The sequence below is a fragment of the Mycobacterium sp. IS-1496 genome (assembly GCF_001499995.1).
GTDB lineage: Bacteria > Actinomycetota > Actinomycetes > Mycobacteriales > Mycobacteriaceae > Mycobacterium.
Window position 1 is genome coordinate 17,385 of record NZ_LQIU01000037.1, and the last position, 21,075, is coordinate 38,459.

Annotated in this window: 19 protein-coding genes and 2 pseudogenes; 12 read left to right on the plus strand and 9 right to left on the minus strand. The window is 69.0% G+C overall.

All coding sequences use genetic code 11. The features are described 5' to 3' along the window. The first annotated feature begins 1 nt into the window (after nt 1). The 7 genes and pseudogenes from AU195_RS18630 to AU195_RS25305 all read left to right on the plus strand — a co-directional run. Nucleotides 2-1,354 carry an ABC transporter substrate-binding protein gene (locus AU195_RS18630; protein WP_502687362.1) on the plus strand — a complete coding sequence of 451 codons (1,353 nt, stop codon included), beginning with the start codon at nt 2-4 and terminating at the stop codon, nt 1,352-1,354. Continuing rightward, entirely contained in the window at nt 1,351-2,304 is a 954-nt protein-coding gene (locus AU195_RS18635) for a carbohydrate ABC transporter permease (RefSeq protein WP_059160542.1), read from the plus strand. Before AU195_RS18630 ends, AU195_RS18635 begins: the two co-directional genes overlap by 4 nt. Before the next feature lies 1 nt (nt 2,305). Then, nucleotides 2,306-3,148 (plus strand): carbohydrate ABC transporter permease, encoded by an 843-nt coding sequence (locus AU195_RS18640; RefSeq protein WP_059097524.1) that lies wholly within the window; start codon nt 2,306-2,308, stop codon nt 3,146-3,148. Between the two features lie 13 nt (nt 3,149-3,161). Then, a complete protein-coding gene (locus tag AU195_RS18645; protein WP_059160543.1) occupies nt 3,162-4,244 on the plus strand; it encodes an ABC transporter ATP-binding protein in 1,083 nt (360 codons plus the stop codon). Between the two features lie 41 nt (nt 4,245-4,285). Next, nucleotides 4,286-6,562 carry an ATP-dependent DNA ligase gene (locus AU195_RS18650; protein WP_059160544.1) on the plus strand — a complete coding sequence of 759 codons (2,277 nt, stop codon included), beginning with the start codon at nt 4,286-4,288 and terminating at the stop codon, nt 6,560-6,562. A 64-nt stretch (nt 6,563-6,626) separates the two neighbouring features. Continuing rightward, complete coding sequence (locus AU195_RS18655) at nt 6,627-8,339, plus strand: HNH endonuclease signature motif containing protein (RefSeq protein WP_059160545.1); 1,713 nt, start codon at nt 6,627-6,629, stop codon at nt 8,337-8,339. A 108-nt stretch (nt 8,340-8,447) separates the two neighbouring features. Then, nucleotides 8,448-8,822 (plus strand): annotated as a pseudogene (locus AU195_RS25305) (hypothetical protein); the annotation flags it as partial. Here the strand turns inward: AU195_RS25305 and AU195_RS18665 are convergent. The 4 genes from AU195_RS18665 to AU195_RS18680 are packed head-to-tail and all read right to left on the minus strand — an operon-like array spanning nt 8,738 to nt 11,538. After that, nucleotides 8,738-10,198 (minus strand): aminotransferase class I/II-fold pyridoxal phosphate-dependent enzyme, encoded by a 1,461-nt coding sequence (locus AU195_RS18665; protein WP_059160547.1) that lies wholly within the window; start codon nt 10,196-10,198, stop codon nt 8,738-8,740. The pseudogene AU195_RS25305 and the gene AU195_RS18665 overlap by 85 nt on opposite strands. A 41-nt stretch (nt 10,199-10,239) precedes the next feature. Then, entirely contained in the window at nt 10,240-10,704 is a 465-nt protein-coding gene (gene rnhA / locus AU195_RS18670; protein ID WP_059160548.1) for a ribonuclease HI, read from the minus strand. A gap of 4 nt (nt 10,705-10,708) precedes the next feature. Beyond that, nucleotides 10,709-10,897: a helix-hairpin-helix domain-containing protein gene (locus tag AU195_RS18675; RefSeq protein ID WP_059160549.1), complete on the minus strand. Its 189-nt coding sequence runs from the start codon at nt 10,895-10,897 to the stop codon at nt 10,709-10,711. Then, complete coding sequence (locus AU195_RS18680) at nt 10,894-11,538, minus strand: hypothetical protein (protein ID WP_059160550.1); 645 nt, start codon at nt 11,536-11,538, stop codon at nt 10,894-10,896. The genes AU195_RS18675 and AU195_RS18680 overlap by 4 nt, the downstream gene beginning before the upstream one ends. A gap of 176 nt (nt 11,539-11,714) precedes the next feature. Between AU195_RS18680 and AU195_RS18685 the strand changes: the two genes are divergently transcribed. Further along, nucleotides 11,715-14,699, plus strand: a complete 2,985-nt coding sequence (locus AU195_RS18685) for a serine/threonine-protein kinase (RefSeq protein ID WP_059160551.1) — start codon at nt 11,715-11,717, stop codon at nt 14,697-14,699. Here AU195_RS18685 and AU195_RS18690 read toward each other — a convergent pair. Both AU195_RS18690 and AU195_RS18695 read right to left on the minus strand, forming a co-directional pair. Then, nucleotides 14,692-15,306 carry an FHA domain-containing protein gene (locus AU195_RS18690; RefSeq protein ID WP_059160552.1) on the minus strand — a complete coding sequence of 205 codons (615 nt, stop codon included), beginning with the start codon at nt 15,304-15,306 and terminating at the stop codon, nt 14,692-14,694. The genes AU195_RS18685 and AU195_RS18690 overlap by 8 nt on opposite strands. 107 nt (nt 15,307-15,413) lie before the next feature. After that, complete coding sequence (locus AU195_RS18695) at nt 15,414-16,370, minus strand: hypothetical protein (RefSeq protein WP_059160553.1); 957 nt, start codon at nt 16,368-16,370, stop codon at nt 15,414-15,416. Nucleotides 16,371-16,556: 186 nt separating this feature from the next. Between AU195_RS18695 and AU195_RS18700 the strand changes: the two genes are divergently transcribed. Continuing rightward, nucleotides 16,557-17,426 carry a class I SAM-dependent methyltransferase gene (locus AU195_RS18700; RefSeq protein ID WP_059160554.1) on the plus strand — a complete coding sequence of 290 codons (870 nt, stop codon included), beginning with the start codon at nt 16,557-16,559 and terminating at the stop codon, nt 17,424-17,426. Here the strand turns inward: AU195_RS18700 and AU195_RS18705 are convergent. After that, nucleotides 17,423-18,184, minus strand: coding sequence for an SDR family NAD(P)-dependent oxidoreductase (locus tag AU195_RS18705; RefSeq protein ID WP_059160560.1), 762 nt, complete (start codon nt 18,182-18,184; stop codon nt 17,423-17,425). The genes AU195_RS18700 and AU195_RS18705 overlap by 4 nt on opposite strands. A gap of 250 nt (nt 18,185-18,434) precedes the next feature. Beyond that, nucleotides 18,435-18,713, minus strand: a complete 279-nt coding sequence (locus tag AU195_RS26245) for a hypothetical protein (RefSeq protein ID WP_286149337.1) — start codon at nt 18,711-18,713, stop codon at nt 18,435-18,437. 138 nt (nt 18,714-18,851) lie between these two features. Here AU195_RS26245 and AU195_RS26250 point away from each other — a divergent pair, with 138 nt between their 5' ends. Beyond that, on the plus strand, nt 18,852-19,325 hold the full coding sequence (locus tag AU195_RS26250; RefSeq protein WP_286149338.1) for a helix-turn-helix transcriptional regulator: 474 nt from the start codon (nt 18,852-18,854) through the stop codon (nt 19,323-19,325). A 15-nt stretch (nt 19,326-19,340) separates the two neighbouring features. On the opposite strand, the gene AU195_RS18715 is transcribed toward AU195_RS26250, so the two are convergent. Next, entirely contained in the window at nt 19,341-20,207 is an 867-nt protein-coding gene (locus AU195_RS18715; protein WP_059160555.1) for an LLM class flavin-dependent oxidoreductase, read from the minus strand. Nucleotides 20,208-20,291: 84 nt separating this feature from the next. Here AU195_RS18715 and AU195_RS18720 point away from each other — a divergent pair, with 84 nt between their 5' ends. Beyond that, a complete protein-coding gene (locus AU195_RS18720) occupies nt 20,292-20,561 on the plus strand; it encodes a DUF4235 domain-containing protein (RefSeq protein ID WP_059160556.1) in 270 nt (89 codons plus the stop codon). Between the two features lie 23 nt (nt 20,562-20,584). Beyond that, nucleotides 20,585-21,028 (plus strand): annotated as a pseudogene (locus AU195_RS18725) (MFS transporter); the annotation flags it as partial. Between the last annotated feature and the right edge of the window lie 47 nt (nt 21,029-21,075).

Here is a 21,075-nt window from a genome sequence, read left to right on the forward strand (position 1 = left end):
GGTGAAAGCGCGAACATTGGTGCGCCGGCTGGCGGGAGGTCTGGCCGCCGCCGGGCTGGTTCTCACGTCCGGGTGTGCCGGCGCCGGAACCCTCGGCGCCACCGACCAGACGGTGACCATCGCGATGGTCTCCAACTCCCAGATGACCGACGCCCGCGAGCTGTCCTCGAAGTTCGAGGAGGCCAATCCGGACATCAAACTGCGGTTCGTCACACTCTCGGAGAACCAGGCCCGCGCCAAGATCACCGCCTCCACGGCGATGGGCGGCGGCGAATTCGACGTGGTGATGATCAGCAACTACGAGACGCCCCAGTGGGCCGAGAACGGCTGGCTGGTCAACCTCTCCGAATACGCCCGCAAGACACCGGGTTACGACGAGAACGACTTCTTCCCATCGCTGCGGGAATCGCTGTCCTACGACGGCGACATGTACGCGGTGCCGTTCTACGGTGAATCGTCGTTCCTGATGTACCGCAAGGACCTGCTCGAACAGGCCGGTATCACGATGCCCCGCACGCCGACCTGGCAGCAGGTCGCCGACGCGGCAGCCAAGTTGGACAGCCCCGACATGGTGGGCATCTGCCTGCGCGGCAAGCCCGGCTGGGGCGAGGTGCTGGCGCCGCTGGACACGGTCATCAACACCTTCGGCGGCCGGTGGTTCGACGAGAACTGGAACGCCCAGCTGACCAGCCCCGAGGTCAAGCGCGCCGTCCAGTTCTACGTCGACACGGTCACCAAGTACGGCGAACCCGGCGCCGCGGCAAGCGGATTCAGCGAATGCGCGACGCAGTTCGGGCAGGGCCGCACCGCCATGTGGTACGACGCGACGTCCGCGGTGTCGGTGCTCGAGGATCCGGCGTCGTCCACCGTCGTCGGCAAGGTGGGATACGCCATGGCCCCCATGGCGGAGAAGCCCGACTCCGGGTGGCTCTACACGTGGGCGCTCGGCATCCCGAAGAGCAGTGACAACGCCGACTCCGCCTGGAAGTTCATCTCGTGGATGACCGATAAGAACTACATCAGGCTGGTGGGTGAGGAACTGGGCTGGGCGAGGGTGCCCCCGGGCAGCCGGCTCTCCACCTACGAGATTCCCGAATACAAGGAAGCCTCGCAGGCGTTCGGACAGGCGACGCTCGATTCGATCGAGGGCGCGGATCCGCTCAAGCCGACCGTGCAGCCGGTGCCCTACACCGGAATCCAGTTCCTGGCCATTCCCGAGTTCCAAGATCTCGGCACCCGGGTCAGCCAGCAGCTCAGCGCAGCGATCGCCGGACAGAAGACGGTCGACGAGGCGCTCGAGCAGTCACAGCGGTACGCCGAGGTCGTCGGCCGGAGTTATCAGGAGAACTCATGACCACAGTGGCCACCGAAGCCCGGGAGACCGAATCCGAACACGTCGCCCGGATCAAACAGGGGCAGGACCGAGGCGTGTCCCGCGCCGAGGGGTGGCGGCGGCGCGGCCCGTTGCTGCCCGCCCTGATCTTCATGATCCTGGTGACGCAGATCCCGTTCCTGTTCACGCTGTACTACTCGACGCTGTCGTGGAATCTGGTGCGGCCCGGTTCCAGTGAGTTCGTCGGACTGCAGAACTACCTCGACGTCGTCGCCGACGGGACGTTCTGGCAGGTGGGGCTGAACACCGTCGTCATCATCGTCGCGACGGTGCTGATCTCGGTGGTGCTCGGGCTGCTGCTCGCCCTGCTGCTCGACCGCGCCTTCCTCGGCCGCGGTGTGGTGCGCACCCTGCTCATCACACCGTTCCTGGTGACTCCCGTTGCCGGAGCGCTGATGTGGAAGACCGCCATGCTCGACCCCGTGTTCGGCATCGTGAACTGGCTGCTGCCCGGTGAGGGAATCGACTTCGTCAGCCGATTCCCGCTGTCCTCGGTGATCCTCGCCCTGGTGTGGCAGTGGACGCCGTTCATGATGCTGCTGATCCTCGCCGGCCTCCAGTCGATGCCTCGCGACATCCTGGAGGCCGGTCGAGTCGACGGCGCGGGAGCGTTCCAACTCTTCCGCGAGTTGACGCTCCCGCACCTTCGGCGATTCATCGAACTGGGCACGGTGCTCGGGGCGATCTATCTGGTCAACACCTTCGACCAGATCTACATGATGACCCAGGGCGGGCCGGGTACCGCGAGCGCGAACCTGCCGTTCTACATCTACCAACGCGCGTTCCTGGGCTTCGACATCGGACAGGCCGCCGCGATGGGTGTCGTGGTCGTGATCTTCACGATGATCATCGCCAGCTTCGCGCTGCGCCTGATCTTCAAATCGTTCACCGGCAAGGAAGAGGCGGCCTGACATGACCACCACCACCGCTCCCGCCGCGACGGCCAAGCGCCGCAAGTTCGACCCCTGGGGTGTGGTCGCCTGGCTCGTCGGGCTCGGCTTCTTCTTCCCGGTCTTTTGGATGGTGCTGACGGCGTTCAAACAAGAGGTCGACGCGTACACCACCACACCGAAATTCGTCTTCAGCCCGACCCTCGACGAGTTCAAGGCCGTGTTCGACCAGGGCGTCGCGACGGGACTGCTGAATTCGTTGTTCGCCACCACGGTGTCGACGATCCTGGTGCTGCTGCTGGGCATCCCGGCCGCGTTCGCGCTGTCGCTGCGCCCGGTCCGCAAGACCTCCGACGCGCTGTTCTTCTTCATGAGCACCAAGATGCTCCCGGTGGTCGCGGTGATCATCCCGCTGTACGTGATCGTGTCGAACATCGGCCTGCTGGACAACATCTGGGCGCTCATCGTCCTCTACACGGCCATGAACCTGCCGGTGGCGGTGTGGATGATGCGGTCGTTCTTCCTGGAGGTGCCCGGTGAACTGCTCGAAGCCGCGAGCCTTGACGGGGCGAGCACCTGGCGGTCCGCGCGGGAGGTCATCCTGCCGCTGGTGTCACCCGGTATCGCGGCGACCGCGCTGATCTGCGTGATCTTCGCGTGGAACGAGTTCTTCTTCGCGGTCAGCCTCACCGCGGTCCAGGCCCAGACCATGCCGGTCTTCCTGGTCGGCTTCATCGCGGGTGAGGGCCTGTACTGGGCCAAGCTGTGCGCGGCGGCGACGCTGGCCGCGCTGCCGGTGGTTCTGGCGGGCTGGGTCGCGCAGAACAAGCTGGTTCGTGGACTGTCCTTCGGCGCCATCAAATAGATAGGAAACGTCAATGGCGACAATCGCTTACAAGAACGCCTCGTGCATCTACGAGGGCTCGGACAAACTGGCGGTCGACTCGCTGAACCTGGACATCGCCGACGGCGAGTTCGTGGTGCTGGTCGGGCCGTCGGGCTCCGGGAAGAGCACGGCGCTGCGGATGCTCGCCGGCCTCGAGGACATCGACGAGGGCGACATCGAGATCGGCGGGCGCAACATGCGCGGCGTGCCGTCCAAGGACCGCGACATCGCGATGGTGTTCCAGAACTACGCGCTGTACCCGAACAAAACGGTCGCCGAGAACATGGGTTTCGCGCTCAAGCTGCGCGGGGTGTCGGCCGACGAGCGGCGGCGCAAGGTCGAAGAGGCCGCCAAGCTGCTCGACCTGACCGACTTCCTGGACCGCAAACCGGCGAAACTCTCCGGTGGGCAGCGGCAGCGCGTCGCGATGGGCCGGGCGATCGTGCGGGAACCTCAGGTGTTCTGCATGGACGAGCCGCTGAGTAACCTCGACGCGAAACTGCGGGTGCAGACCCGTACGCAGATCGCGGCGTTGCAGCGGCGGCTGGGCACCACCACCGTGTACGTCACCCACGACCAGGTCGAGGCGATGACGATGGGCGACCGGGTCGCGGTGCTGCGTAACGGGAAGCTGCAGCAGTTCGCGACGCCGAGCGAACTCTACGATCAGCCGGCCAACGCGTTCGTTGCCGGTTTCATCGGATCACCCGCGATGAACCTGATGACGCTGCCGATCACCGCCGAAGGCGTTCGGGTGGGCGAGAACTCGTCACTGGAGCTGGAACGTGCGCAGCTGAGCGCGCTGCACGAGGCGGGTTTGAAAGAGGTCACCGTCGGCGTGCGGCCCGAGCAGCTGGAGTTGACCGATTCCGGTGGCATGGAGGTCGTCGTCGACCTGGTCGAGGACCTCGGCAGCGAGGCCTACGTGTACGCCCACGCCGGTGAGGGTGTGAGCCTGGTGGCGCGGTCGCTGACGAAGGCGGCGCCGCGGCTGGCCGACACCGCGCACCTGCGCAAGCAGCCCGACGCCGTCGTGCACCTGTTCCATCCGGAGACGGGGGAGCGGGTGGCCTAGCGGGTGGGGCGTCGTTCCCGCCGAACGGGTAATACCGTGGCGTGGTGGATTCCTTCGGTCGGGTGCGCCTGACCAACCCGGACAAGGTGCTGTACCCCGCCACGGGGACGACCAAGGCGGAGGTCTTCGAGTACTACGTGGACGTCGCCGACGCGATGGTGCCGCACATCGCCGGCCGGGCGGTGACCCGCAAGCGCTGGCCCAACGGTGTCGGCGAGCTCGAGTTCTTCGAGAAGCAACTGGCCAGCTCCGCACCCGACTGGCTCACCCGCGGCACGATCGTCCACAAGTCCGGCACCACCACCTACCCTCTGATCGACACCCGCGAAGGCCTGGCGTGGATCGCGCAGCAGGCGTCACTGGAGGTGCACGTTCCGCAGTGGCGGTTCGTCGGCGAACGCGACCACCTCACGCCCGGCCCCGCCACCCGCATCGTGTTCGACCTCGACCCCGGCGAGGGCGTCACGTTCCGCCAGCTGTGCGAGGTCGCCCACGAGGTCCGCGACCTGATCACCGGCATCGGGCTGACCGCCTATCCGCTGACCAGTGGCAGCAAGGGCCTGCACCTCTACGTCCCGCTCGACGAGCCGATCAGCAGCCAGGGCGCCTCGGTGCTGGCCAAGCGGATCGCCCAACAGCTCGAGAAGACCATGCCCAAGCAGGTCACCGCGACGATGACCAAGAGCCTGCGCACCGGCAAGGTGTTCCTCGACTGGAGCCAGAACAACGGCAACAAGACCACGATCGCGCCGTACTCGATGCGCGGCCGCGAGGAGCCGACGGTCGCGGCGCCACGGACGTGGGAGGAGATCGAGGACCCCGACCTGCGCCACCTGCGTTTCGACGAGGTGCTCGAGCGCATCGAGCGGTTCGGCGATCTGCTCGCCGACCTCGACGAGAAGGTGCCCGTCGAGGACCGGCTGACCAAGTACCGCAGTATGCGCGACCCGTCGAAGACCCCCGAGCCGGTACCGCCACAACCGCCGACCGTCGGCAACAACGACCGCTTCGTCATCCAGGAGCACCACGCCAGGCGGTTGCACTACGACCTGCGCCTGGAACGCGACGGTGTGCTGGTCAGCTGGGCGGTACCGAAGAACCTGCCCGAGAGTCCGTCGGAGAACCGCCTCGCCGTGCACACCGAGGACCATCCGCTCGAGTACCTCACCTTCCACGGCACCATCCCGAAGGGCGAGTACGGCGGTGGCGACATGATCGTCTGGGACACCGGCACCTACGACACCGAGAAGTTCAACGACCATGCCCCCGACGGACCGGCCAAGGGCGGCGAGGTGATCATCACCCTGCACGGCGAGAAGATCGACGGTCGGTACGCGCTCATCCAGACCGAGGGCAAGAACTGGCTCGCGCACCGGATGAAGGACCAGGCCAATCCGACCTTCGACGACTTCGCGCCGATGCTCGCCACCCATGGCTCGGTCGATAGGTACACCGCCAGACAGTGGGCGTTCGAAGGCAAGTGGGACGGCTACCGGCTACTCGTCGACGCCGACCACGGCAAGCTGTGCCTCAAATCCCGCAGCGGACGCGACGTCACCGGCGAGTACCCCCAATTACGCGCGCTCGCAGCCGATCTCGCCGATCACCACGTCGTGCTCGACGGGGAGGTGGTCGCGCTCGACGACAACGGCGTGCCCAGTTTCGGCGAGATGCAGAACCGGGCCCGCTCCACCCGCGTCGAGTTCTGGGCGTTCGACATCCTGCGCCTCGACGGACGATGGCTGCTGAAGGCGAAGTACCGGGACCGCCGAAAGCTGTTGGAGACGCTCGCCGGCGGCGGTGGCCTGATCGTGCAGCCCCTGCTCGACGGCGACGGCCGGGACGCGCTCGAGCATGCGCGGATGCGCAAGTGGGAAGGTGTGGTCGCGAAGAAGTGGGACTCCACCTATCAGCCGGGGCGGCGTTCGTCGGCGTGGATCAAGGACAAGCTGTGGAACACCCAGGAGGTGGTGATCGGCGGCTGGCGTGAAGGCAACGGCGGCCGGAGCAGCGGTATCGGCGCATTGGTGCTCGGGATCCCCGGCCCGGACGGGCTGCGGTTCGTCGGGCGCGTCGGCACCGGGTTCACCGAGAAGGAGCTCGGCAAGCTCAAGAAGACGCTGGCGCCCCTGCACACGAAGGAATCGCCTTTCGCGACAAGGCTTCCCACCCAGGATGCCAAAGGCGTCACCTTCGTCCGGCCGGAACTCGTCGGCGAGGTGCGCTACAGCGAACGCACCGGCGACGGTCGGCTGCGGCAGCCGTCATGGCGGGGGCTGCGCCCGGACAAGTCGCCCGACGAGGTGGTGTGGGAGTAGGTGCTGTCGAACGCGAATGACGGCGCGGATCACCGTGCCGCCGCGCGGATTTGTCGGTGGTCGAATGTATGTTCGAAGTATGTCCGGCAACGACCTCCAGAGCGCGGTGAGCGCGCTGCGCGCCGCCTTCGACGAGGTGGCTTCCTGTGATGTCGCGCTGCTGGATCGGCCCGAACTCGTTGCGGCGCTGGACGATCTCGAGACCCTGGGGTGCCAGCTGCCCACGATGAGTCACCGTTTGTTGGCCCGGCTGCAGGCCGAGGCCACACCGCAGCAGCTGGGCGCCACATCGTGGAAAGAGGTCCTCACGGTGCGGTGGCGAATCTCGGGGAGCGAGGCTCACCGCCGCCTCACCGAGGCCGCCTTGTTGGCGCCGCGCCAGGCGTTGACCGGCCCGTCGCTGCCACCCCTGCTGCCGGCGACCGCGGCCGCCCAAGCGCTCGGATGCATCACCGGCGAACACGTGGACGTCATCCGCAAAGCGGTCGACAAACTGCCCGCATGGGTGGATACGGCCACCCGGGAGCAGTTCGAGGTCACCCTGGTCCGCACCGCGGTCGGGGTGGGCCCCAAAGAACTCAAAGACACCGCCGACCTCACGCTGTTCCTGCTCGACCAGGACGGTCCCGAGCCCGATGACACCGAACGCGCCCGCAAGCGTGGCGTGTCGAGGTCCAAACAACGTGACGACGGAATGGTCGACCTGTCCGGCCATCTGACTCCGGAAGCGTGGGCGGTGTGGGAGGTGCTCTTCGCCAAATACGCCGCACCCGGGATGTGTAATCCCGACGATCCCGAACCCTGCACCTCAGGCACCCCCACCCAAGCCCAGATCGACAATGACCACCGCACCCTGGCCCAGCGCCAACACGACGCGATGATCGCGATCGGGCGCATCGCGTTGATGAGCGGCGAACTCGGTCACTTGAACGGGCTGCCGGTCTCGATCATCATCCGCACCACGCTGCAAGACCTGGAATCGCGCGCCGGGGTCGGCACCACCGGCGGCGGCACCGTGATCCCGATCAAGGAGGTGATCCGGATGGCCGGCCACGCCAACCACTACCTGGCGGTGTTCGACAAAGCGACCGGATCGGCCCTCGATCTGTTCCGCGCCAAACGCACCGCCTCCCCGGCGCAGCGCATCATGCTGATCGCCCGCGATGGGGGATGCACCAAACCGTGCTGCACCATCGGCGCCTACGGCTCCCAAGTGCATCACGTGGTCGCCGACTGGACCGACGGCGGCAACACCAACGTCGATGAACTCGGGCTTGCGTGCGGGCCGGACAACCGCAGCGTCGACAACGACGGCGGCTGGTCCACCCGCATGAACGACCAGCACGAGGTCGAATGGATCCCGCCACCACGATTGGACACCGGCCAGGCCCGGCTGAACTACTACCACCGGCCCGAACGCCTTCTGCGCCCGCCCGATGACCCGGATATCGGCGCCGAAACCGTTGTTTCCACAGAGCCGGCTGACGCTGACGACATTGGCGACACCGAACTCCACGCTGAGCCGGTCGACGACGGCGACGAGACCGCCCACGTGAAGACCGCTGCCCCGGTGGCCGACAGCGACACGACCGGCCGCGTGAAGACCGCTGCCCCGGTGGCCGACGAGGTCCACGAGAACGTTCGCTCGGAGGAAGCCGCCACATCACAAACCGACTTCCACGAAACCGGCCGCGCGGAGCAGGACTCACCCACCCGGCCCGCCGACAACGCCGGTGAGCCCGGCGGCCCCGCACCTCCGGAAGGTCGGGCGGCCTGACCGCCGTCACCCGCGTATGCGCCTCAGGACGCCACCTGGAGTTGGGCGACGATCCGGCTGAGGCGCCACTTCAGGGTGCGCGGAATGGCGGCCCACGCTGCTGTCATGCCGCGCGACGTCCCTATCTCCGCAGAACCCGCCGAGGTGGTCGGGGTGATCGAGGAATTCGGCGTGCGGCCGGCCGATAGCAAGGTTCCCGAACTGTTCATTCGCGCCCACCCAGGACTGATCCAGGGCGGACAACGCATCTACGACATCGTCCGCAGCTGGCCCGAACAGATCGAGATCACCGTCGTCCGGGGAACCCATTTCCTGCAGGAGGACAGCGCGGGCGAGATCGGCAGAGCCGTCGCATCGTTCGTCCGGACGGCCGCTCGGGCGCGCTGCTGCCGGCTTGATCAGGCGACGACGCGGAAGTGCTGCGCCTTCGCATCCGACGCGTCGGGCAGCGTCATCCCCGCGGCCGCGCCCGTACGCAGATAGTCGACGACCGCGTCGTTGAGCTCCTCGCCCGGTACCACGGCCGGGATACCCGGCGGGTACGGCGTGATCTGTTCGGCCGCAACCCTTCCCGCCGCCTTCTCGGCCGGCACCATCTCGGTGGCACCGAAGAACGCATCGCGCGGCACGATCACCGTCTGCAGTTGGATCTCCTGCGGGGAGGGCAGGTCGATGCGCGGTGGCGCCTCGAAGTCGCGTGCCGCCTCGCGCCAGGACGACAACGCGGCCAGAAGCCGGTCGGCGGTGTGCGGATCGTCGGCGAACGACATCGTCGCCAGCATGCGCCGATGATCGGACATCCCGAGATCCAGCATGCAGTGTTCGCGGATCCAATCGGAGCCCTGATAACCCGAGGTGCCGGTCGTCGCGACATCCATCAGCACTTGAAGCCGGTCCAGGTCGTGGGACGCCTGCTCGCCCAGGAGTTCGTCGTCGAGCACCTCGACGCCGGCGATCTCCTCGATCCGCGCCCGAACGCCGGCGGCGAGTTCCAGTGCGGCGCCGAGCAAGTCGTGGCCCCGCTCGACCATCTGCCGTCGCCACGCGTCGAGCGCCGCGTAGACCATGACATTCGGGCTCGTGGTCATGAGCAGATCGGCGCATTTGGACAGCCGATCGGCGTCGACCAGGTCGCCCTGCAGATGGAACACCGAACCCTGCTCGAAACCGGCGCCCATCTTGTGGACGCTGACCACGCACACGTCGGCGCCGGCATCCATCGCCCAGGTGGGGAGATCCTCGTGGAACGGCAGGTGTGCACCCCAGGCCTCGTCGACGATCAGCGGTTTGCCGCGGTCGTGACACACCTCGGCGATTCCGGCGAGGTCGGCGCAGGTGCCGTAGGGACTCGGGCTGACGACCAGCGCCCCCGAGGCGTCGGGGTACCGCTCCCACGCGTCGGCGACCTGTTGCGGTGACGGCGGATGCGAGATGTGTCGTTCGGTGTCCCACTGCGGGGTGATCCACCGCGGCTGCACACCGGAGAGGATCAGCCCCGCCACGACCGACTTGTGGCTGTCGCGGCTGAGCAGCAGACCGCCGTCGTGCCCGCCGGCGACCGCCATCATCGCGGCCTTGACCGACAGTGAGCTCCCGCAGGTCGAGAAGAACGCCGAGTCGGCCCCGACCGCCTCGGCCATCAGGTCTTCGGCGTCGGACAGGAAACCGCCCCGCGACATCCGGTCGTCGAGACCACCGGAGGCCAGGACGTCGTCGCGGAAGGGGTCTTTGCCGAGCACGGCGAGCGCGCGTTCGTCGGCGCCCCGGCCCTGGCGGTGCCCGGGCGGGGTGAAGCCGTACCGCTCGCTGCGGTGATAGTCGGCCAACGCGTCCAGGAGCGGTGCTCTCGCCTGATCCATGTCCCTGGGCTACCCGCCGCTGGTGCGTTGAACCGCCGAGGTCAGCCGAGAACCGTCGCGGCCTCGAGCGCCTGCCGCAGACCGCGGGTGGCCAGCTGGTCGGCCAGCTCGTTGTCGGGGACGCCGGAATGCCCCTTCACCCAGAACCATTCGACCTGGTGCGCTGCGCAGGCAGTACGCAGCCGCCGCCACAGGTCGGCGTTCTTCACCGGCTGTCTGGCGGCCGTCAGCCAGCCGTTGCGCTCCCACCCGAGCACCCATTTCGTGATGCCGTTGCGGACGTAGGTGCTGTCGGTGTGGAGGTGCACCACCACGGGTCTGGTGAGCGCTTCCAACGCCATGATCGGGGCGGTGAGCTCCATCCGGTTGTTGCTCGTCGCACCGGCTTCCCCGCCGAACATCTCGCGGACGCGGTCGCGGTGGCGCAGCACCGCGCCCCAGCCCCCGGGGCCGGGGTTGGGGCGGCAGCCGCCGTCGGTGTGGATGATCACGGGTTCGGTGTCCACGGGCTCAGCCGTCCTCCGCCTGCCGGAGCAGCTGAACCGCCCTGGGTCCCACGCCATGCAGCGTCAGCAGCTCGTCGAGATCCGCCGGGAGGTCGGCGCGGGTGCGGTACCCGGCATCGACGAGCGCGCCGGTGGCCGGTCTGCCGATCCGGATCCCGTCGAAGACTGCGCCGCGGTCGACAGGCTCGCTCATGACCTGAGGATAGGTGCGGAGATCATGGCCGTCGGGACCGACATCCCGAGATCGCGGTGCCGCAGCGTGGTGATCCGTCGCCCCGGCTGCACCGCAGGCTTCACCGGCGCCGTGCGTGCACCGAAGAACGACGCCGTCGCGTCGATGTCGGCGACGACGTAGGTGATACCCCACAGGGTGGACGGGCCATCGCCGGCCGTGTCCGGTGAGCCGACCACCTCGAGAATCACCTCACCCAACCGGAAGAAGACCTGACGGATCGGCCGGCCGCCCAGTTCGGCGTCGCGCTCACGGCGGGGCGCCACCCCGAGCGCGGCAAGCGATTCGGCTGTCCGCCGCAAATAGGGCGACATCAGCACGACGTGGTCGATCGCGGTGACGCCATTCGGATGCGTCGCGGGCTCGGCGGCGGTGGCGTCTGACCTCGTCGTCGGGATCCCGTCGACGGGAGCGTCCACCGGGAGCCCCCGCAGCGACCACCCGACGATGCCGGAGCCGCCGGCGCGGTCGACCAGTCTGATGCGGACAGCGCCGACCCTGCAGACGTCATCGGTGTCGACGCTGAACCCGGCCCGCCGCCACGCGGCCGGGGGATCGGCAACGCGGACTTCGTCGACGGTGACTGTCGAGGCCGGATGCACGGGACCCAGGCTACGGCGGGGGACGGTCGAGACCGCCCGGCCACAAGTGCACCGAGTGCCACATGTGGGGCGCCGGTGGGAAAGCCGACCGCAACCGCTGATTCCCACGTCTGGGTGGTCTTTGCTCGGTACCGTGAGGCGAAGGATCCGCGTTTCACCGGAGGACGGTTGGCACTATGGCGGGCGGGATAACGACCGAGTTGGCGGCCGCCGGATTCACCGACGCCGTCGAGGTCGGACGCGGTGGCGGCGGCGTGGTCTACCGCTGCCATCAGAAGTCGCTCGGGCGGAGCGTGGCCATCAAGGTGCTCGCCTCCGACCTCGACGACGACGACCGGGAGCGTTTCCTGCGCGAGGGCTACGCGATGGGCGGGCTGTCCGGCCACCCCAACATCGTGAACATCCTGCAGGTCGGTGTCACCGAGGGCAACCGGCCCTTCATCGTGATGCCCTATCACGCAAGGGGTTCCCTGGCGCAGCGGGTGCGCAGGGAAGGCCGGATCGCGTGGCCCGAGGCGCTGCGCATCGGCGTGAAACTCTGCGGCGCTTTGGAAACCGCGCACCGGACGGGGACCTTGCACCGGGACATCAAACCGGCCAACGTGCTCGTCAACGACTACGGCGAACCGCAACTGAGCGACTTCGGAACCGCACGGATCGTCGGCGGGTACAAGACCGTCACCGGCTTCTTCACCGGCACCCTCTCCTACACCGCGCCCGAGGTGCTCAGCGGGACCCCGCCGACCGTCGCGGCCGACGTGTACTCCCTCGGCGCGACGATCTATGCCCTGATCGCAGGCAACCCTCCGCACGAACGCAAGGCCGACGAAGACCTGATCGCCCACTACCTGCGGATCACCTCGACACCCGTGCCCGACCTGCGCCCGGAGGGCATTCCGGTCGACGTCTGCTCGGTGATCGAGAAGGCGATGTCGCGCGAACCGGCCGACCGGTTCGCCTCGGCGGAGGAGTTCGGCCGCGAACTGCAACTGGCACAACGCAACAACGGTCTGGCCGCGGATTCGATGGCACTCAGCGACCCGGACGCCACGCCGGAGCAGACGGCCGGCGCCGAGGGGCTCGACGCCACGCGCCCGCCCGAACCCACCGGGGAGGACTCACTGGGTGCGACCGGCGCGATGCCACCGCCCTCACCGGGCATGTTCGCCCACACCGCGTCGATCAGCGCGTCGAGCCTGCCGTGGGCGGTCCCGGCGGCCGCACCGCCACCGGCGGCCGAGACCCCGGCGGCCGGCCCTCCCGAGAAGCCGAACCGCAACCGCACACTCATCGCCGCCGCGGCGGCCGTCGCGGTGCTGCTCCTCGTGGCCAGCGGCATCTACATGGTCGTCTCACCCGGCGACGACGCCGGAAGCGACGTGGCGGCGCCGGCCGGCCAGACGCAACCGACCCCGGAGGCCCAGCCCGGGTGGCGGTCGCTGGCGGATGCGCGAGTGGCCCGCGAGGGAGTCGCGGCGACGGAGGCCGACGGCACGATCTGGGTGTTCGGCGGCGTCGGCGAAGGCGACCGCGTCAGCGGGCGGCACGAGGGCTACGACCCGGCGATCGACAGCTGGAAGGGCGGTGAGGACCTCCCCGTTCCCGTGCAGCACGCGATGGCGGTGACCTGGCAGGGCACCCCGGTCGTCCTCGGTGGCTGGCGCGCCGATGGCGCCGACCAGCGGGTGGCCACCGACCGGGTGTGGCGGGTCGTCAACAGTCGATGGACCGAGCTACCCCCACTGCTGCAACCCCGCGCGGCCGCGTCCGCCGCCGTGGTGGGCGACCGCATCATCGTCACCGGCGGCGTCGACGAAGCCGGCAGACTGCTCGCCACCACCGAGATCTACGACGGCACCGGCTGGAAACTCGGCGCCGCCATGCCCACACCGCGGCAGATGTCGGCGGCGGCGTCGGACGGCAGGCTGGTGTACGTGGTCGGCGGCTCGACCGGGACAGCGGATCTGGCGACGGCCGAGGCCTACGATCCGGCCGCGAACACGTGGACCGCGCTGCCCCCAATCCCTCAGCCGCGCAGTGACTTCGGTGCGACGAACGCCGACGGGCGGCTGGTCGCGGTGGGTGGTGAATCTGCGGGACAGGTCCTGGCGAGCGTCGTCGCGCTCGACTTCGTCACGCGGACGTGGACGGAGTTGCCCGACATGGAGACCGCGCGCCACGGCATGGCGGTCGCCAGCGTGGGCCGAACCGTCTACGCGATCGGCGGGTCGACCGGTGCGGCCGACGGCGCGGTCACCGCATCGGCCGAATCCCTCAAACTGGGTGCCCGCCGGCCGCAACCGGCCGCTGCGTGGCGGACCTTGCCGGATGCGCCGACGGCGCGGCTGATGACGGCGTGGACCGTGCTCGACGACAAGATCTGGATCGCCGGCGGCATGAGCCACGGTGAGACCCTCCAGACCGTCGAGAGCTACGACACGCGAACGCGCACCTGGCAGACCGAGCCCCCGCTGCCGGTACCCCTGCATCACGCCACCGCGGCGACGTATCGCGGCGAGGTCGTGGTGATCGGCGGCGCCAGCGAAAGCATCGCCGACGCGTCGAACAAGGTGTACGCGCTGCGCGACGGCGCATGGGCGGAGCTTCCCCCGATGAAGCACGGCCGGGTCGCGGGTGCCGCGGCGGTCGTCGGGGACAAGCTGGTGGTCGTCGGCGGGCAGAACGACAAGCAGCTCGTCGCGCAGACCGAGGTGTTCGACGGTGAGTCGTGGACCGAGGCCGCCGACCTGCCCACGCCGCGTGAACACCTGGCGGCGGTGTCGGACGGTGTCTACGTCTACACCCTCGGCGGACGACTGCTGAGCGCCGACGAGAACTCGGCGGCCTTCGAGCGGTTCAATCCGCAGACCGGCGCGTGGGAATCCCTGCCGGACATGCCGACTGCGCGCGGGAGTTACGGCGCCGCGTTCATCGACGGCCGGATCGTCGCGGTCGGCGGCGAAGAACCGACCCGGGTGCTGGCCACGGTCGAGATGTACGACATCGCCGGCGGCACCTGGAGCACGCTCGCGCCGATCAGCACCCCGCTGCACGGGGAGGCGGTGGCCGCCGTCGGCTCGACGCTGTACTGCATCGGCGGGGCGGACCGGCCGACGCACGAAGGCCCCGTCGCCACGGTCGAGGCCCTCGACTTCACGTAGCGTCGCGCAGCTGGGCGATGGTCACCGCGCCGCGTCGCAGCGCCTCGTTGGCCAGCCGGACCCGGCGGTCGCCCTCCGCAGGGACGGCGAACTTGTCGTACAGGTTCTGCAGATGCTGTTTGACGGCGGCCTCGGTGACGAACAGTTCGCCGGCCAGGCGGCGCACGGAGGCGGGTTCGGGGAAGAGGTCGTCGGAGACCAGCGGCCGGCACAACGCCACGAGGACGTCGAATTCGCGCCGGGTCAGACGCGGCGGGAGGTCGGACGGCTGCGCGGACACCGTCTGCTCGTCACGGGGTCCGTCACCGCTGTCCTGTGCCTGCCAGAAGATCAAGCGGGACCTGCCGACGCGTACCTCGTCCCCGGACCGCAGCACCCGTTCGGCGGTGATCCGTTCGCCGTTGAGATACGTGCCGTTGCGGCTGCCGAGATCCCTGATCGACCAGGCGAAGCCGAGGTTCTCGAACACGGCGTGCAGCCGGGAGACCGTCTGGTCGTGCTCGAGGGAGACGGCGTTGGTGGCGGCCTTACCGAGCGTCACCCGCTGACCGTCGAGCGTGATCAACTCCCGCCCCGACGGTCTCCACACTTCGAGGTGGCAAGGCATGCGGACCTCCTGTCGCAGGCAATTCTCACCCAGAGCCGGGGGTTCGCGGTCGACAAACGCGCCGCGGGCCGCCGGGAAGTCCCGACGGCCCGCGGCCCGCTCGACTCTTACGCCGCGCTCCGGCGGCGGGTCAGGGTCTCCAGCAGCGGCGGCCACGGCCACTCGCCGCCCGCCCGGCCCCGCGGCGCCTTCAGGAACGCCAGGCCCAGGATGAACCCGAAGATGACGTGGCCGACCAGGGTGATCGTGACCGTCGCCGGTGTCAGCGGGAACATCATCTCCTGACCGCGCGGGGCCAGCGCGACGGTCGCGATCAGCCCGGCCCAGGTGGGGAAGACGGCGAAGGCGACCGCCGCGGCCACGGCCTTGACGTTCGACCAGCGGTCGATGCCCAAGGCGAACGCGACGACGAAGAACGCGACCCCCAGCCCGCCGCCGTCACCGATGTAGCGCCACACGTAGCCGACCGCGGCGCTGCCGGTGGTGTCCGGCTCACCGGTGACCCAGGAGCCCATCACGGGGATGAAGTCCTCCATCAAGCCGAGGACGTGGACGGCGAACAACCGGGCGGCGTCGTAGACGATGCAGGCCACCATGCCGGCGATCAGGCCGCGCCCGACGATCATGTCGGTGCGGTGCGGTGCGAACACGATGACCGCGCCGACGACGGCGGTCAGCGCGATGATCGCCACCGAGGTGGTGGCCTGCGGGACCAGGCCGAACACGTCGACCGAGATACCCAGGATCGGCATCGACGCCAGCAGCAGGATCACCAGGATCCGCGCGATCTGCCACATGCCGGGCGGGGCGGGGTCGACGGCGTCCAGATCGGCGTACCGCTGCCGCACGGTGTTGGTGACGTTGCCGATGACGATGCTGGGCAGCCGCACGGTCTTGCCGACCGCCGTGCTCACCGCATGCCGGTGCTCGGCGCGCAGTCGCGTGGTCTCGGGGTCGTCGAGGGTGACGTCGGTCGGCAGCGGCCTGAGCAGATCGGCGTTGCGCATCCGCACGGTCTCGTCGTGGCCCCGGCGGGGGGAGTTGGTCGATGCTGTCGCAACCATGAGGTTCCTCGATGTCGTTTCGTCGTGTGGGAGGGACGACATTCATCCTGGTGAGCCGGCCGCGACGGCGTAATCGCGCGGAAGCCAGATTCGGGTGCCCGCGGGTAAGACTTTCCTGTCCGGCGGGTAAGGCCGCCCCGGGCGCGGGAAGCCGGTTCACCGTGCGCGGGGCGGGTATGCGCAGGTATGCGCGCCGATCAGATCGACCCGGCCGCCGGGTGGGGGGTGCACAGCAGTCTCGCCGCGCGGTTCGCCGGCCGCCTCGCCGCCGTCCGGAACTGCGTGGAGCCCCGATACGTGCGAGCGGACTGGGCCGAACGCAACGAGCAGCTGGCGCGCGACCTGCTGCCGGTGCCGCCGCCGGACTTCCTGTCCCACCCGGCCATCCGCTTCCAGATGCTGATGGGCGAGCGCATCCTGCCGCATGAGTTGCCGTACGTGCGTGAGCACCTCGGTGACGACGCGCTGCTGGCCGAGGACGCGGTGGGCGCACCGCCGACGGTCCCGGTGCCCGGCACCGACATCCGCACCTCACCCAATACGGTGCACCAGCTGTACCACCTGCTGCGCTATCAGGACGCCACCGGGTGGCGGGTGCGCGACGCCTCGACGGTCGTCGAGTGGGGCGGCGGGTTCGGCAGCCTGATGCGGCTGGTCGTGCGCCTGCACGGCGGTGGGCCCACCTGCGTGATCATCGACACCCCGGTCTTCAGCGCGGTGCAGTGGCTGTATCTGTCCGCCGTCCTCGGGGAGGACCACGTCGTGCTGCACCACGGCGCGCCGGTCCGGCCGGAACCGGGACGCGTCAACCTCGTCCCGATCGGACTGGTCGGCGACCTGGACGTCGACGCCGATCTGTTCGTCTCGAACTGGGCGCTCAACGAAAGCATGCCTGCCGCGCAGCGGGACGTGGTGGCGCGGCGCTGGTTCGGCGCGGAGTCACTGCTGCTCGCCATGCACGCGGGGGATCCGTTCGCGGCCGTCGCCCTCGACCACGGGGCGCGGGCGGTGCTGGTCGGCGACTTCTTGCCGGGCCAGCAGTACCTCGTCTGCTAGGTGATCGTGACGCCACCGTCGACGACGATGGTCTGTCCGGTCACGTAGCCGCCGGCGTCCGACGCCAGCCACACCAGCGTGGCGGCCAGCTCCTCGGGATCGCCGGTGCGGCCGAGGGCCGCGCGTTCGACGACGCTCTCGAGGTATCCGGGTTTGTATTGATCGGTCATCTCGGATTCGAAGAACCCCGGTGCGATGGCGTTGACGCGGATGCCCTTGCGGGTTCCCCACTGCTGGGCCAGGTCTCGCGTCAAGCCGGCGATCGCCGCCTTGCTGGCGCTGTACGCCGCCTGCGGCAGACCGGCGGTGGTGATGCCGAGGATGCTCGAGATGTTGACGATCGAACTGCCCGGACCCATCACCCGCCCGCAGGCCTGCGCCGCCCAGTACGACCCGTTGAGGTTGACGTCCACGACGGCCCGGAACTCCTCCGGCGTCTCGCGGGTGGCCGGTACGGCGGTGCCGACACCGGCGTTGTTGACCAGCACGTCGACGTGTCCGAACTCGGCCATCGCCGCGTCGACCATCGCCTGGCACTGCGCCGGGTCGGCGACGTCGGTGGCCACGGACAGCGCGCGGCGGCCGGCCGAGCGCACCAGCTCGGCGGTGCCTTCGAGCTTCTCGACGCGGCGGGCGGCCAGCACGACGTCGGCGCCGGCTTCGGCGCACGCCTTGGCGAACGACACACCGAGACCCGAGGAGGCGCCGGTGACGATGACGACCTTGTCGTCGAGACGGAATCTGTCCAGGACGGGCATGGAGGTCATCCCACCACACCCACCCGAGGCGGTATCCGGGACGTCCGCGGGGTCGTCGGGCCATCCGCCGGGCGGTCGGCGCCGAATTGGCTAAGGTGAGCACCAACCAGGGGGTTCAGCACCAGCCCCGCACTGCGTCATGCGCAGAGGTGAATCCCATAGCCCCACAGTTCGACTCCCTGGTGATGCCGTCGCGGACCCGCAGGGAGATCAAGGATCCTGACAAAGCGGCGGCGTTCCTGGACGACGCCTACGGCTCCCGCCTGCGCTTGTCGCGGCTCGCCGATCCGGTCGCCGGCCCAGTGCTGACCCACACCCGCCACGACGCCGGCGCCTTCGTGATCGACGACGTCGAAGTGGTGGGCAGTTTCACCTCGTCTCCGGACCCGATGCACAAGGTGACGGCGGTGTGGGCGAACCGGGGCCGGATCGCGAGCCGGTGCGCCGGTGTCGGCGGCCGTGCCCGTGCCGGCGAGGTCGCGCTGCTCGCCCAACCCGACCTGCCCCACGACGCGGAGGCCGAGGACATCGCGGTGACGACGGTGCTGCTCGACCCGGCGCTCGTCGCCGGCGTCGCAACCGGCGTGCCGCATGCGCAGGCCCGGCCGATCAGGTTCTCCGGTTTCAGCCCGTCGACGATCCGGCGACAAGGCTGTGGCAGCGGACCGTGCGCTACGTCAGAGACGGTGTGCTCGCCGACGACTCACTGGCCACCCCGCTGGTGCTCGGTCACGCCGCGCGACTGCTCGCCGCGGTCACCGTCGCGGCGTTCCCGACCACGGCGGGCATCGAGTCGACCGTCTACGACCACGACGCGAAACCGGTGCTGCTGCGGCGGGCGACCGACTTCATCGAGGAGAACCTCGGCAACGACATCGCCCTCGCCGACATCGCCGCCGCCATCCACGTCTCGCCGCGCGCGGTGCAGTACATGTTCCGGCGCCACCTGGAGACGACGCCGCTGCAACACCTGCGGCGCTTACGCCTGCACCGAGCACATCAGGATCTGCGGGCCGGCGACCCCGGCCATGACACCGTCACCACCATCGCGGCGCGGTGGGGTTTCGCGCACACCGGCCGGTTCGCGGTGCTCTACCGGCACACGTACGGGCAGAGTCCGCACACGACACTGCGGGGATGACCTGGGCCGTTCGGTCTAGAGCTTGCCCATCACGTTCTCCGCGAACCATTCGAGGTTGCGGATCTTGTCCTCGAGCGGTTCGGTGTCCGGGCCGGTGATGTAGGGGATGCGGAAGCCGACGATGACGTCGGTGACGCCCTTGTCCTCCAGCCGTTTGATGCCGTCGAGGCTGAACGCGTCGACCGAGATCACGTGGATCTCGAACGGGCCCGTGGCGCCCTGCTCCGCACGGAACTTGTTCAGTTTGGCGATGAACCCGTCGAGTTCCCCTGGATCGCCGCCGCCGTGCATCCAGCCGTCGCAACGCGCCGCGCGCCGCAGGGCGGCATCGGCGTGGCCGCCGACCAGGATTGGCACCGGCTTCGTCGGGGCGGGGGTCATCTTCGTCTTGGGGATGTCGTAAAACTCGCCGTGGAACTCGAAGTACTCCCCGGTGGTGAGGCCGCGGATGATCTCGATGCATTCGTCCATCCGCTTGCCCCGCTTGGCGAACGGCACGTTCATCAGCTCGTAGTCCTCCGGCCACGGGCTGGTGCCGACACCGAGGCCGAGCCGGTTGTCGAACATCGCCGCCAGCGACCCGGCCTGCTTGGCGACCAGTGCGGGCGGGCGGATCGGCAGCTTGAGCACGAAGAAGTTGAACCGCAACGTGGTCGTCACCGCGCACAGCGCGCTCGCCAGCACGAAGGACTCGATGAACGCCTTGCCGTCGAGGAACTCGCGGCTGCCGTCGGGCGTGTAGGGGTATGTCGAGTCGGATTCGAAGGGGTACGCCACGCTGTCGGGGATCGTCATCGCGTCGTAGCCCGCGGCCTCGGCGGCCTTGGCCAGCGGGATGTAGTACGTCGGGTCGGTCATCGCCTCGGCGTAGGTGAACCGCACAGCGCCTCCTCGGGTCGGTGCTCGAATACTAGAACGTGTTCTAGTCCGATGTTTGAAGATTGACGGGTCGGGAACGCCACGCCCGTGAGTGTGGCGAAAACCTTCTACAAGCCCCTGGCCCTTGCGAGCAGCATCGGGGGCGGTCTCATAGCCGGCAAGATCTTCTCCGAGATCTGGCAGCGCGCCAATCCCTCGGGCACCGAGCCGCCGGATCCCGAGGACCTGCAGAGCTCCGCGAAGGAGATCTTCGTCGCCGCCGCCATCCAGGGTCTGATCGTCGGCATCGTCCGCGCCGCGCTCGCGCGGGGACAGGCCAAGGGATTCGCCGCGCTGGCCAACGAGAATCCGGAGTAAGCCTCAGCGGGCATCATGAGCCAGTGCGCACCCGGCGGACCTGGCTCACCCGTAACGTCCGACTGCTGTCGGCGGTGTCGTTCCTCCAGGACGCCGCCAGTGAGTTGCTCTATCCGCTGCTGCCGATCTACCTCACCTCGGTGTTGGGTGCCCCGGCCGCAGTGGTCGGAACGGTGGAGGGTGTCGCCGAAGGTGCGGCCTCGCTGACCAAGCTGGCCTCCGGGCCGCTGGGCGACCGCTTCTCCAGACGTCCGCTGATCGCCACCGGGTACGGGATGGCGGCGCTGGGCAAGGTGATCGTGGCCGCCGCGGGATCCTGGCCGGGCGTGCTGGCCGGCCGCGTGACCGACCGGCTCGGCAAGGGCATCCGCGGCGCACCGCGCGACGCATTGCTGGTCTCCGGCGCCCCCCCCGCCGCCCGGGGCCGGGTATTCGGAGGCGGTTTCAAGCGGTCGATGCAACAGCTGGTGGGTTGGACAGTAGTTGGTTGAGGGCTTCGGCCGGTGTTTTCCAG